Here is a 12,058-nt window from a genome sequence, read left to right as displayed (position 1 = left end):
GCACCTTATCAGCACCCCTTATGTAACTCTATCGTTCTTCCATCGCCTTTAGACATTCATTCGACAGCCCTTTATTACTTTCCTGTAAAGTATGGCACATTTTTCAAGAAAATGCTTTCCAGTTTTTTGACGATTGGGCCGTCCTTTTCAGAATCGGCTTTTACTCGCTGCCATTCCGGGTCCGCCTGAAATTTTTCGAATTGTTGATTACGCGTTTCCATATCTGGAAATTCCATTACATAGAAAATCCGGTTATTTTCCGGTTCAATGTCTTCCCAAAATTGAGTTACACGCATCCCATGCTTTTCAAAGATTTCCAGTGTCGCTTGCGAAAAACGATCATGAATAGCTTGCATTTTGCCTTCGTGCATCGTATAAATTCTCAACTCATAAATCATTCGGTTCCCTCCAATAAGAGCGCTTTCATAAACACTATTTCTAATTATTATAACACATTTCCTGCTAAAATCTTCTTTCCGATAACATTTTTCTAGATATATTTGTAGAGCAGATTGCGAACCAAGATAGAACATACTAAACTGAAGGAGAGGGATATTTTTTTGTTGAGTGGAGGGAACAGGATGTTAAAACCAAAAATCCGCATAAAATTGGCAGAATTAGAAAAAAGACAAAATGAAGTGACTAAGACATTAGACATTAGTGCGCAGCGTTTTAGCAACTGGGTCAATGGAGCAGCCTATCCAAAGCTGGAAGAAGCCTTCAGGCTGGCGAAATATTTAGATTGTTCCATCGAAGATTTATGGGAATACGAGGAGAAATGTGATCAAACTGGAACGGACTACTTACAGAGTTCCTAGAGTACGAATGCAAAGCTGCTGAAAAAGTGAAACTCATCTCCAGCAGGGAGGGAAATCAATGAGCAGGAAATCCGTTCTTCCTGCTCACTTTTCGCGGCACAAAACCACCGTATCGCTAGGGAGTAAGCCGTTCCTGCCTCTTCCTGACTGACTCCACTCTCTCTTTCCAAAACCACTAATCCAATTTGCCAAGCCGGTCGAGAATCACGGCGAGCTGTTCTCGGGTCAATGGTTCTTTGGGGCCTTGCCCTGTATTCATGATTCCTTTGGCTAGCGCTTTATTCCATGAGGCTTCAGCCCATGAGCTTGGTGTTTGATTACTCACTTGAAGAACCCCCCTTTTAAATTCATTAAATGTCGGCAACAAGATCGCCGGACAATTTTTTCCTGTCCAATGCTGATGAGTTACGACCCGTTCAATTGGAATCGAAAGCTCCCTCATTAAGCGGGCGATCAGCCATTGAGCATGGCGCTGGGTTTGCTCAAAGTCTCCGTCACTATTGACACAAAGCTCGATTCCAAGCGATTGACGATTTCCTTCCGAACCAGCGTGCCATCCAAGTTCATGATTAGGTAAATGCTGAATAATATACTGGTCATCAACGGTGTAATGCCAGGAGACTTGACGGTTTTGCGCATCCTCCCCTTTGACATAGCGGGCATGAGTCAACGCGTCTGCTCCCCTTGAACGGTTCGCTGTTTCATGAATGGTGAGATGGGTTGGGATAATCCGGGTGCCTGGACGATTACGATTAGAAGCAGGAATGAGATCCTGCCTAATCTGCATCATCCATTCCCCTTGTCATGCCTTCACGGTTATTCCCTACCTCAAACAAACCTGTTGCTGCCAATGCCGCCAGACCGCCGGCCCACAGTCTTAAGCTTAATGAAAGATCCGTGAACGGATAGGACACCACCCCAACAAGTAAGCCAACGACAAAAGCGACTGCTGGAACATAATTCTTCGGAAAAGAGACGGAACGTTTGATCAATTCAACCAGCGCTAAAATTACTGGCGAAATGACGGTTGCAAACAATAAGACTGCTTCCATTTTCATCAGCTCCTTGCTACATAACATGTAAAAAGCTGATTTTTGAAACGGCGCTTATCCTTCTTTTCATAAGAAACAGGCTCGTCTTATCATGAGGAAGGGAACGAGGAAAATGTTTTGTCCGATCACTATGGCCAAATGGCAAAGGCTTTATTCGGCGAAAAGCCCGACTCAAAAGGGAAATCAAACCTTTTAAGTCGGGCTCCGGAGCTATTCCTCTTTTTATAGCCGTCCGAGTGCGGACAGGATTTTTTCCGGCTTCATCGGTAAGTCATAGATGCGGGCGCCAATCGCGTTGGAAATCGCATTGGCAATGGCCGGAGCTGTTGGGACGATTCCCTGCTCGCCGACGCCTTTCGCCTTAAACGGCCCCTTATTTTCCAAATCCTCAACAATGATGATCTCCATTTCCGGGATGTCTGAGCTGGATAAAATTTTATAATCCAAAAAGCTCGGATTACGGTTTCTTCCCTCTTGTTCAACGACACCCTCTGTCAAGGCGTAACCGACGCCTTGAATAATACCGCCTTCTAATTGACCCTCAACCGCTTTTGGATTGATCGCCTTACCGACATCATGAGCGGCGACAATGTTCAGGACCTTCACCTGTCCGGTTTCGACATCGACCTCCACCTCGGCAATCTGACAGCCGTAAACGAGATTCGGAAAGTTATGTGAGCCTTCTCCGCGTTTGAATTTCGGCGCCTCCGGATCAAAGAAGCGTCCTTTTCCGGAAACCGTCCTTCCTTCCGTATAGGCGGCGTATCTTGTCACCTCGGCGAAGTCAACCGCCTTCTCCCATTGATCGGCGGGGCCAATTTTTCCATCACGGCAGATGAGATCAGCCGGAGGAAGAGCGAACATCTTACCGGCAAGCTCCAATAATTCGTTTCTTGCCTGTTCAGCCGCTTCCTGGACGGCGATGCCGTTGACAAAGGTTGTCCGGCTGCCCCATGTCCCTAAATCAAACGGAATAATATCCGTATCATGATCGATGATGTGGATGGAGCGCGATGGTACTCCGAGCACTTCGCCGGCAATTTGCGCCATCGCCGTCTGCGGCCCCTGGCCGATTTCAACCGCCGGTGTAATAATCGTCACCTGGCCTTCCTCTGAAATCTTCACGAAGGCCTCCGTCGAGTTGAAGCCGTAACCGCGGCTGCCGCCTCCTGATTGCAGCATGCAGGCAAGACCGATTCCCCGCCGCTTCGTCGCATTCTCCGGCTGCTTTGCGTACAGCTCGCGCTTTTCCTGCCATCGCGCCTTTTCCATCGCCACCTCCAGCGTGTCCCTCATTGATTCCGTATCAATGATCTTCCCGCTGCTCGTTACTTCATCGCGTGAATGGGCATTCAGCAGTCTAAAGCGAGCGGGATCGATGCCTAAGCGATCAGCAATCAAATCCATTTGTGATTCAATCGCAAACGTGATTTGCGGATTGCCGAAGCCGCGAAACCCTGTACAATATTGATTGTTCGTATAGGCGATATAGCCGTCAAACTTCGTATTTGGCACTCGATAAAAGCAGGAATTCACGTTTTCACAATAGCTCATCGTATTTGGTCCCTTATCATTATAAGCCCCGTTATCGACCGTTGCCGTGCAATGACGGGCGATGATTTCCCCTTCTTTCGTAACCGCGGTTTTCAATGTAATCTGATACGGGTAGCGCGGCCGTGCCGTCATAAATTCCTCCTGCCGGGAATTCGAAATCCGTACAGGCTTTTTCGTCTTTTTCGCCAAAAATGCAGCAATCGGCTCCTTCATATCCATCACAAGCCGGTTGCCAAACCCGCCGCCTACCGGCATCCGAATCACTCTTACTTGCGAGATCGGCAAATTAAGCACCATCGCCAGTTCCTTCCTCAAAGTATGGGGAGTCTGTGTTTGCGAGCGAACCGTTAACCGGCCGGACTGATCGAATTCAGCGATACACGCTCTTGTTTCCAGGCAGCAATGCGCCTGCTTCGACGTCTCAAAATGATCCTCATAAATATAAGCGGCCTTGGCAAATGCCGCCTCCACATCCCCATATTCCGTATGCATCTCATGAGCAATATTGCTATCTGCTTCCTGATGAACACGAGCGCTCTCTTCCTTCAAGGCATCCTGATAGTGATACACCGCCGGCAGCATTTCATAGTCGACTTCGATCAATTCAAGCGCCTGTTCGGCAATTTCCGGTGTCTCGGCCGCAACAGCCGCCACTTCGTCGCCGATAAAGCGCACATACTCATCACAAAGCACGAGGTTGTCTGCCTGTTCCGGTCTGAAGCTGAACTTGACCTTTTCCGTATCAGCAGCCGTAATGACAGCGCGAACGCCTTTTAATGCTTCCGCCTTGCCCGTATCGATTTTGCGAATGCGCGCGTGACTGTGCGGACTTCGTAAAATCGCCCCATAGAGCATCCCCGGCAGCACCGTATCATCAATATAGCGCAAGTCACCGGTCACTTTCTGGTACCCGTCAATCTTCGGTTCGGACTTTCCGATCAGCCAATGCTTCTCCGCTTGTAATGGCTCGTTTTTCATGCTAACCCCTCTTTTCCTGTAGCACGGCTGCAGCTTCCTTGACGGCATCAATAATTTTTACATACCCCGTACAGCGGCATAAATTCCCTGCAGTTTCATGCTTGATTTCTTCTTCAGTCGGATTTGGATTACGGTCAAGTAATGCCTTTGTCGCCATGACAAATCCCGGTGTGCAATAGCCGCATTGCGTCCCCCAATGCTTGACGAATGCTTCCTGAATCGGATGCAATGCCCCTTCTGAGGTCAATCCTTCCACCGTCGTAATCTCACTGTTTTCACACTCGGCCGCCAAAACGAGGCAGGACTTGACGACCTCACCATCAACGAGCATCGAGCAGCTTCCGCAATCGCCGGTACCGCAGCTTTCTTTTCCACCGGTCAGCTGCAAATCCCTTCTTACATATTCAAGCAAGGTCCGGTTCGCTGGAGCAGCCAGCTCATAGATCTCTCCATTCACTTTCATTTTCTTCATTATGATCACTCTCTCATTAGTTTTCTTCTGATCGAAGCACGATGTCGTGTAACGCCCGGGCGACTAAAACGCGGACCATTTTTCTCCGATAAGTGGCACTAGCTCGCACGTCTGTAATCGGACTTGCCTCGTCGCTGGCCATCTTGGCCGCTTCCTCTATCACCGTCTTGTCTAAGCGCTTGCCGAGAAGGTGAGCTGACGCCAGCGGTGCCTGGAGCGTTGTCGGTCCAACCGCCCCCATCGCAATTCGCGCTCCAGTACATTGACCTGCTTCATCTAGCTCCACACTAGCCGCAGCGTTAATAATCGCAATATCGTCATACGTTCTCCCTAGCTTTTGAAAGCTCGAAAAGGCTCGTTCTCCCGGAAGTGGCAGCCTAATGGCGCGGACAAATTCATTCGGCTTAAGAATCGTCTTACTTGGACCGAGCCAAAATTCAGAAATCGGCACGATCTTTGAGTCCGCGGAAGACTGAATATGCACCTCCGAATGATAAATAAGCAGCGCCGTATTTGCATCTGCAGCTGGAGAAGCGTTGCACACATTTCCAACCAAGGTTCCGCGGTTGCGAATTTGGCGGTCAGCCAGCTCATAAATTGCCTGCCATAAAGCCGGATATAAGCTTTTCACGCCATCATGATCAAGCAGCTCACTTAACGTGGTGTTACAGCCGATCTCCAAATAAGAATCGGATGTTTCGATTTTTTTTAATTCAGGTATGCTCTTGACATTAATAATGTGCTGCTGGGACCAGCGCTTGAATTTCATTTGCAAAATTAAATCCGTCCCTCCCGCCAACAGCTTGCCATCCTCCCCATATTGGTCAAGACAGGCTAAAAGTGCATCGACGCTTGTCGGGTTATGATATTCAATCTCGTTGATAAACACGTGTGATCTCCTCCTGATTAGTAGCCATCCAGCTGTCGGGCGATGGCTTGTTCATACTGCGACTGTTCGTTTAAATTAAGCAAAATTTGAGGCTGTCCGACCTCAATAAGCTGACAGCCCGGATGATGGCGGATCACGGCACGAAGCCCCTCCGTTTCCTCAGTGATCGCCTCAAGCTTCTTGTACAGGGAGGCGGCAAAAAGAGGGGGGTGGCCTTTTCTCCCTTGATAGACCGGAATCGCAAGCTCAGCCCGCGAGCTTAACAACGTATTAATTGTGACTGCCCGCACAGGCTGATCAACACCGATGATGAGGACATTGTCGCTTGCCTTTGCCAAATGCTTCATCCCAAGCCGGATCGAGCTTGTTTTTCCTGCTTCATAATGTCGATTGATCCTGATTTTAATGGTCAGCTTCGTTGCGAAGTCTCTTGTCGCTTCCAGTATCAGCGGCTTTAGCAAATCGGCCTGAAAGCCAAGCACCACCACGACTTCATCAATCGTTGATTGAGCCAGCTCGTCCAGCTGCTTCTCCAGTAACGTGCGGCCGCCCCATGGAAGCAGCGCCTTCAGGCTTCCCATCCGCGAGGATTGTCCGGCAGCTAATAAAATAGCCGAATTCATTTTGCCTTACCGTCCGATCGCTTCGATAAAAATTTCCTGAATGCCGCCGCAAATCCCGCCATCCTCATAGAAAAGCCCTTTCGTTAAATCGACTTTGTGCCTCACCGGACTTCCGCTTTCGATCACTTCCAGCCCCTTCTCAATCACTTCACCTTCGCCACAGCCGCCACCAATCGTACCGGAAATGCTGCCATTGCGAAAAATCAGCATTTTCGCTCCGACCTTTCGTGGGGTCGAGCCTTTCGTCCGAATAACGGTCGCCAACGCCGCTCGCTCATTCGTATCCTGTAATGTCATAATCTGCTGAATAAAACCAAGCTCATTCATGTTGTTCCTCTTCCTCTCTGGCAATAAAGTAAGGAATTTTCTCACGTAGTGAAATACCTGATTTCTCATTTTTGACCTTCAGTACTTCTCCAATGATGCTGACGGCGATTTCTTCCGGAGTCTGAGCACCAATATCAAGCCCAATCGGCGCATAAATCCGATCAAAATCAGCGTTCGGATATTCCTGCTTCAACTGTGAAAAAACGCCTGATATCCTTCTTTTGCTGCCAATCATCCCGATATAGGCGACTTCCTTGTCAAACAGACTCGGCAGGATCATTACATCATGCTTATGTCCGCGCGTCACAAGCAGCACATACGTCGATTTGTCCGTTTTTGCCTCGGCAAAAAAGTCGAGAAAAGGCTGACAGATCACTTCATCAGCCGCCGGAAAATTCTCTTTCATCGCATACTCCGCCCGGTCATCAATCACGGTGACATCGAAGCCGACAAGCTTGGCAATCTCGACAATCGGCACCGCCACATGACCGGCACCGGCGATAATCAGACGAAGCGGGGGGAGAAAAACGTCAACATAGCATTCCATTCTCATCTCCCGCGTTTCAATCACATATGTTTTTGATTTTCGCTTTGCAAAGGCTTCATTGACACATTGTAAGACGGCTGTTTTCACTTCCGCTAAAAGAGGAAATTCACTTTCTGTTTGACCGTTCATCCAAACGAGCAGCTTCCTTCCGATCAGCTCACGATGCCTCTCTTCTGCTGATGCAATCTCGATAATGGTAACAAGAGACACGCCTTCCTTCCGTTCTATTGCTTCTGCCAGCTTACGATAAATGTCCATACGATCACCTTTTATGCTTGCTTTGTTGGGATTTCAGCAACCTTCATCAGCATATGATAGATGTCAGGTGCCTTGTTTTTAATCTTTTCAAATTCAGTTTGATTTCGCTGTAGCAGGTCGGCCCCATTTTCGATCGCTTTGTTGAAGATCGCTTTTTCATCAACGCCGACCGCTTTCCGTTCGCTGACCACCTTTTTGCCGTTTACGTAAACGGCGTCGATCGCCATATCGGCCCGTCCGTATACGAGCTGCCAAATTAAATCATTTAATGGAGCGAAGTTGCTCACCTCTTTATTTAATAGAACGAAGTCAGCTTTCTTACCCGCTTCGAGTGAACCGATTTCGTCAGACATTCCGACCGCTCTTGCACTGCCGATCGTTGCCATCTCAAGCACATCAACCGCCTTCACCCAACGCTTGTAGTCAGGAGTGAACGTATTGGAGAGAATCGCCGCCAGTTTCATTGATTCAAACATCGATTGATAGCCGCAGCAGTTCGCTCCATCCGTGCCGATGCCGATATGGACGCCGGCCTCCTTGAGTGGAATAAGGGGCAGCACTCCACTTCCGAGCAATAAATTACTCGTCGGATTGTGGACGATCGTCGATCCTCGCTTGGCGATCAGCTCAATATCGGTGTCACTGACCCAGACGCCGTGGGCAAAAGAGACCGATTCATTCAAAATGCCGAGCTTTTCAAGATGCTCCACCATTGAATGGCCGTAGCGCTCATAGCCTGTCACTTCCTGGGCCTTCGTTTCAAGCAGATGCGTATGCCACGGCAGCTCATATTTTTGCGCTAATTCCATCGAGGCGACGAGCAGTTCATCACTGCAGCGCTGCGGCCCCGAAGGTCCAACGGCAACCGTAATGCCCTTGTCCGGCTCGGATACGTTTTGAATGACGCTTTCGACCATCGCGATATTATCCTGCCAGCCTGAACCGACTGCCTTCGGTCCATGAGGCTCCTTCCCAAGCTCGATCTGAAGGGCTTCCGGCAAGCTGTCGGCATACGCCCGGTCGCCAAACATCGGCGTCAGAACAGCGCGGATTCCCGCCTTTTTATATTCAGCAGCAACTGTTTTCATCCCGTCAGTATCCTGTGCGAGATGATCGAGGAAGGTTGTCGTCCCGCTCTTGAGCATCTCTATACTGCCAAGAGCGGCATTGATCGCATAATCCTCTTTCGTCATATTTTTCCCTTCGGCCATAATATAGAGCATCCACAGCTCAAGCGGAATGTTTTCCGTCGTGCCCTTTACCAGGTTGGCGTAGGAATGGGTATGGGCGTTGATTAAACCTGGAATGATGATGTTGTTATCCCCATTGACGATTTCCACTCCATCCCTGTTACCTTGATACATTCCTGCGCCGATTTCTTTAATGCGGTCTTGTTCCACAAGCAGATAACCTTGTTTGATAACCTCACGTGAGTCATTCATCGTGACAATCATCGCATGTTCAATTAATGTTTTCATGTTATACTCTCCCCCAGTTGTCTTTTTCGTTTTTTCTTTGAAGTCCGGTTTACATGTTCACGAACAGTTCAGGCAGCCATAGGAATAACCCTGGAAAATAGGTGACGAGTAACAGTACGATGCACATGACGCCGATCATCGGTAAAATCGGCCGAATCGTTCTCGTAATCGAGACATTGCCAATCGAGCAGGCTGTAAACAAGGTGAATCCTAATGGCGGTGTAGCCATTCCCAATGAAAGATTGGTCGCAACGATCAAGCCAAGATGAAGACCTGAAATATCAAGAGCTGAAGCGACGGTTAACAGCGTCGGCACGGTAATAATTAACGCCGATGTTGTATCCATAAAACAGCCAATCAGCAATAAAAATAAATTGATAATCAACAGGAGTAAAAATTTGTTTTCTGTTATTGAGTATAAAAATTGCAAAATTTGCTGCGGCGCCTGCTCCGCTCCGAGCACCCAGGCGAAGGCCGCGGCATTGGCCGTCAGAATCATAATGACAGCCGAGGTCGAGACAGTCTGCTTGAAAATCTCAGGCAAATGGCGCAATGAAATCGTACGGTAAATGAGCAGTGACACGACCAACGCATACACAACACTAACAACTGCCGCCTCAGTCGGAGTGAAAATTCCGCCAAGAATTCCGCCAATGATGATCACCGGCATGAGCAAAGCCCAAATCGCATTCTTAAACGCCTTGAAGAGCTCACCCGATGTCACCTTGCGCTTATCCGGTTCAATTCCAACCTTTTTTGCCCGAAAGTAAGCGATCGTCATTAGCGCGACCCCGATTAGCACCCCAGGCAATATCCCGGCGATAAACAGCGCCGAAATCGACGTACTGGCCATCGCCCCGAAGATGACGAGGGTGATGCTCGGAGGAATCATCGGTCCCATCGTTCCCGCCGCCGCAATATAGGCGACTGACCACTCCTTGCCGTAGCCTTTCTTTTCCAATGTCGGCAACATCGCTCCGCCGATCGCCGCCGTCGTTGCCGGACCTGAGCCTGACAGTGAGGCGAAGAACATCGAGGCAAGGGCGGTTGACATCGCGAAGCCGCCAAGCAGACGGTCAAGCAAAAGCGAGCTTAATTTAATTAAGCGGTCGGAAATCCCGCCCTTTTGCATGATCACCCCCGACAGAATAAAAAAAGGAATCGCCAGAAAGACGAATTTATCAATTCCAGTAAACATTTGCTGAGCGACTAAAATAAGCGGATACTTCGGATTTAACGCCAGATACAATGTCACGGATGCCGTCAAGGCAAAAGCAACCGGCATATTAATGATGAGGCAAATGCCGAGAAAGATAAGTAGCCATTCAATTCCCATCAGGGCTCATCCCTTTCCGCGGAGCTTTATAGAAAAGGTTCCATAAAACTTCTATAATACTCAGCACCATCCCGACCGGAATCGCTAAATACGGATAAATCATCGGTACTCGCAAAACGGGTGACAGCTGGCTTTTGACAACCTGACTGGCAGTAAATCCCTGGTATCCAATGACAGCAAGTGTCACGATTAAGAAAATACTCGCTATTAGCAAAAGAAGCTGACTGCCTTTTTTCGGCAATAAACCGACAAAATAGTCAACTCCTAAATGAGCCCCTACACGAAAGGCAATCGCCACGCCGAGAAAGGTAACCCAAACAAACAAATATCTTGATAGCTCCTCTGTCCAAGCAGGAGGATTGGAAAAAATGAATCTTGTAATGACTTGGTGAAATGAAACGTAGGTAAGAACAATAAGCAATAGGATAGCAATGCTATCTATGACTCGATCATAGACGCTTTTTATACGGACGATCATATGCCACCTCTTTTTCGGAGGATCACGGAAAGGCAGTTGCAAAAGCCCTTAATCAAGAAGAAACAGGCAGCAGCAGTTCTTCCTGTGTAACAGACTTCCCCTGCTGCTTTGAAGCTCTTTTCCCCTGTCCCTTTTCCAGGATCTCCTATTCTAATGTGTTTCCTGTCGCCTCTAAAATATCAGCCAGCAATGCGTCGCCATTTGGAACGGATTCAGCAATCTTGACCCATGAAGCTTTTGCTCCTTCAATAAATGGTGTCAAGTCGTCAACCTGAACAATTTCAACGCCGCTTTCTTCCAACGACTGATAAATATCGGCTTTGACCTCAGCAATCACGCCATTATGATATTCAGCTGCTTCAGCAGCGGCTTCTGCCACAATTTCCTGCAGGTCAGCAGGCAGCTGATTATAAAAATCCTCGCTAATTAAATACATCATCGTTAAGTACACATGCTGGGTTTCAGAATATACCTTGGACACTTCAAAATGCTGACTGCTATAAAATGCTTCCGGCACATTTTCAGCGGCATCGACTACACCCTGCTGCAGCCCTGTATACAGTTCTGAATAAGCCATTGGTGTCGGAGCTGCTCCTAATTCCTGAAATAATTCTAAGTGAGCCGGTGTTTCAAGTGTACGGATCTTTAACCCTTGCAGATCCTCAACTGTTTGAATCGGCTTGCTGGCATAAATATTTCTAAATCCGGCGTCAATTGTTGCCAAACGACGAATCCCGACATCAAGCATTTTTTCATTAAGCTGCTCACCAATTGGACCTGTTAACACCTCTTGAGCGATCTCGCTGCTATCAAATAAGTATCCTAAATCAAGCAAGGCGAATTCCGGAACAAAACCAGCCATTGGCCCAGATGAAATAATCCCCATTTCAACCGTGCCCATTTGCATCCCTTCAAGCATGTCACGCTCATTTCCTAATGTTGAATTGGCATGAACATCGACAATGATCCTTCCGTCAGAGCGTTCTTCCACAAGTTCCTTAAAATGATTTGCCCCATCCTGATAATGATAATTTTCATCCAGCACATGACCAATTTTAATCGTGAACGTTTCCTCCGAGCTTGCCCCTTCTGAACTTGTTTCTCCTGCAGCACCGCCACTTTCGACTCCCGTATCGGTAGAACCTGACCCACACGCAGTCAAAGCAAAAAGTACCATCATCGTTAAAAGTACAACTAATTTTTTCATGTAAAATCCCCTCCATCACGTGTTTGTTGTTTAAGAGGTTC

14 protein-coding genes are annotated in these 12,058 nt (G+C 48.1%); 1 reads left to right on the top strand and 13 read right to left on the bottom strand.

Annotation, left to right across the window (positions count from 1 at the left end; translation table 11 throughout):
- Window positions 1-74: 74 nt before the first annotated feature.
- Entirely contained in the window at window positions 75-398 is a 324-nt protein-coding gene (locus ABMB67_RS12820; RefSeq protein ID WP_251224617.1) for an NIPSNAP family protein, read from the bottom strand.
- Between the two features lie 183 nt (window positions 399-581).
- Here ABMB67_RS12820 and ABMB67_RS12815 point away from each other — a divergent pair, with 183 nt between their 5' ends.
- A complete protein-coding gene (locus ABMB67_RS12815) occupies window positions 582-818 on the top strand; it encodes a helix-turn-helix transcriptional regulator (RefSeq protein ID WP_251224616.1) in 237 nt (78 codons plus the stop codon).
- A gap of 175 nt (window positions 819-993) precedes the next feature.
- Here ABMB67_RS12815 and ABMB67_RS12810 read toward each other — a convergent pair whose 3' ends face one another.
- From ABMB67_RS12810 to ABMB67_RS12755, 12 genes are all read right to left on the bottom strand, one after another.
- Window positions 994-1,605: a peptidoglycan recognition protein family protein gene (locus ABMB67_RS12810; protein ID WP_354572307.1), complete on the bottom strand. Its 612-nt coding sequence runs from the start codon at window positions 1,603-1,605 to the stop codon at window positions 994-996.
- Entirely contained in the window at window positions 1,595-1,870 is a 276-nt protein-coding gene (locus ABMB67_RS12805) for a holin (protein WP_251193863.1), read from the bottom strand. The genes ABMB67_RS12810 and ABMB67_RS12805 overlap by 11 nt, the downstream gene beginning before the upstream one ends.
- Window positions 1,871-2,092: 222 nt before the next feature.
- Window positions 2,093-4,402, bottom strand: a complete 2,310-nt coding sequence (locus tag ABMB67_RS12800; RefSeq protein WP_354572306.1) for a xanthine dehydrogenase family protein molybdopterin-binding subunit — start codon at window positions 4,400-4,402, stop codon at window positions 2,093-2,095.
- 1 nt (window position 4,403) lies between these two features.
- Entirely contained in the window at window positions 4,404-4,874 is a 471-nt protein-coding gene (locus ABMB67_RS12795; protein ID WP_354572305.1) for a (2Fe-2S)-binding protein, read from the bottom strand.
- Between the two features lie 16 nt (window positions 4,875-4,890).
- Window positions 4,891-5,763, bottom strand: a complete 873-nt coding sequence (locus tag ABMB67_RS12790; RefSeq protein ID WP_354572304.1) for an FAD binding domain-containing protein — start codon at window positions 5,761-5,763, stop codon at window positions 4,891-4,893.
- A 17-nt stretch (window positions 5,764-5,780) separates the two neighbouring features.
- Window positions 5,781-6,386 carry a nucleotidyltransferase family protein gene (locus tag ABMB67_RS12785; protein WP_354572303.1) on the bottom strand — a complete coding sequence of 202 codons (606 nt, stop codon included), beginning with the start codon at window positions 6,384-6,386 and terminating at the stop codon, window positions 5,781-5,783.
- A gap of 6 nt (window positions 6,387-6,392) precedes the next feature.
- A complete protein-coding gene (locus ABMB67_RS12780) occupies window positions 6,393-6,713 on the bottom strand; it encodes an XdhC family protein (RefSeq protein WP_251224610.1) in 321 nt (106 codons plus the stop codon).
- Entirely contained in the window at window positions 6,706-7,518 is an 813-nt protein-coding gene (locus ABMB67_RS12775; protein WP_251224609.1) for an XdhC family protein, read from the bottom strand. Before ABMB67_RS12775 ends, ABMB67_RS12780 begins: the two co-directional genes overlap by 8 nt.
- Window positions 7,519-7,529: 11 nt before the next feature.
- Window positions 7,530-8,996, bottom strand: coding sequence for an amidohydrolase family protein (locus ABMB67_RS12770; RefSeq protein ID WP_251224608.1), 1,467 nt, complete (start codon window positions 8,994-8,996; stop codon window positions 7,530-7,532).
- A gap of 49 nt (window positions 8,997-9,045) precedes the next feature.
- Window positions 9,046-10,332, bottom strand: coding sequence for a TRAP transporter large permease (locus ABMB67_RS12765; protein ID WP_354572302.1), 1,287 nt, complete (start codon window positions 10,330-10,332; stop codon window positions 9,046-9,048).
- On the bottom strand, window positions 10,322-10,810 hold the full coding sequence (locus tag ABMB67_RS12760) for a TRAP transporter small permease (protein ID WP_251193854.1): 489 nt from the start codon (window positions 10,808-10,810) through the stop codon (window positions 10,322-10,324). The genes ABMB67_RS12765 and ABMB67_RS12760 overlap by 11 nt, the downstream gene beginning before the upstream one ends.
- 145 nt (window positions 10,811-10,955) lie before the next feature.
- Window positions 10,956-12,017, bottom strand: coding sequence for a TRAP transporter substrate-binding protein (locus ABMB67_RS12755; protein WP_354572301.1), 1,062 nt, complete (start codon window positions 12,015-12,017; stop codon window positions 10,956-10,958).
- Window positions 12,018-12,058: the final 41 nt, after the last annotated feature.

This window comes from Halalkalibacter oceani (genome assembly GCF_040544555.1).
Lineage (GTDB): Bacteria > Bacillota > Bacilli > Bacillales > Bacillaceae_D > Halalkalibacter > Halalkalibacter oceani.
This window is presented reverse-complemented; position numbering and strand designations above follow the sequence as displayed.

Excerpts from the sequence above, each read along its gene's own strand:
- ABMB67_RS12820 (WP_251224617.1), bottom strand. The coding sequence starts at position 398 with ATGATTTATGAGTTGAGAATTTATACGATGCACGAAGGCAAAATGCAA.
- ABMB67_RS12815 (WP_251224616.1), top strand. The coding sequence starts at position 582 with ATGTTAAAACCAAAAATCCGCATAAAATTGGCAGAATTAGAAAAAAGA.
- ABMB67_RS12810 (WP_354572307.1), bottom strand. The coding sequence starts at position 1,605 with ATGCAGATTAGGCAGGATCTCATTCCTGCTTCTAATCGTAATCGTCCA.
- ABMB67_RS12805 (WP_251193863.1), bottom strand. The coding sequence starts at position 1,870 with ATGGAAGCAGTCTTATTGTTTGCAACCGTCATTTCGCCAGTAATTTTA.
- ABMB67_RS12800 (WP_354572306.1), bottom strand. The coding sequence starts at position 4,402 with ATGAAAAACGAGCCATTACAAGCGGAGAAGCATTGGCTGATCGGAAAG.
- ABMB67_RS12795 (WP_354572305.1), bottom strand. The coding sequence starts at position 4,874 with ATGAAGAAAATGAAAGTGAATGGAGAGATCTATGAGCTGGCTGCTCCA.
- ABMB67_RS12785 (WP_354572303.1), bottom strand. The coding sequence starts at position 6,386 with ATGAATTCGGCTATTTTATTAGCTGCCGGACAATCCTCGCGGATGGGA.
- ABMB67_RS12780 (WP_251224610.1), bottom strand. The coding sequence starts at position 6,713 with ATGAATGAGCTTGGTTTTATTCAGCAGATTATGACATTACAGGATACG.
- ABMB67_RS12775 (WP_251224609.1), bottom strand. The coding sequence starts at position 7,518 with ATGGACATTTATCGTAAGCTGGCAGAAGCAATAGAACGGAAGGAAGGC.
- ABMB67_RS12770 (WP_251224608.1), bottom strand. The coding sequence starts at position 8,996 with ATGAAAACATTAATTGAACATGCGATGATTGTCACGATGAATGACTCA.
- ABMB67_RS12765 (WP_354572302.1), bottom strand. The coding sequence starts at position 10,332 with ATGGGAATTGAATGGCTACTTATCTTTCTCGGCATTTGCCTCATCATT.
- ABMB67_RS12760 (WP_251193854.1), bottom strand. The coding sequence starts at position 10,810 with ATGATCGTCCGTATAAAAAGCGTCTATGATCGAGTCATAGATAGCATT.
- ABMB67_RS12755 (WP_354572301.1), bottom strand. The coding sequence starts at position 12,017 with ATGAAAAAATTAGTTGTACTTTTAACGATGATGGTACTTTTTGCTTTG.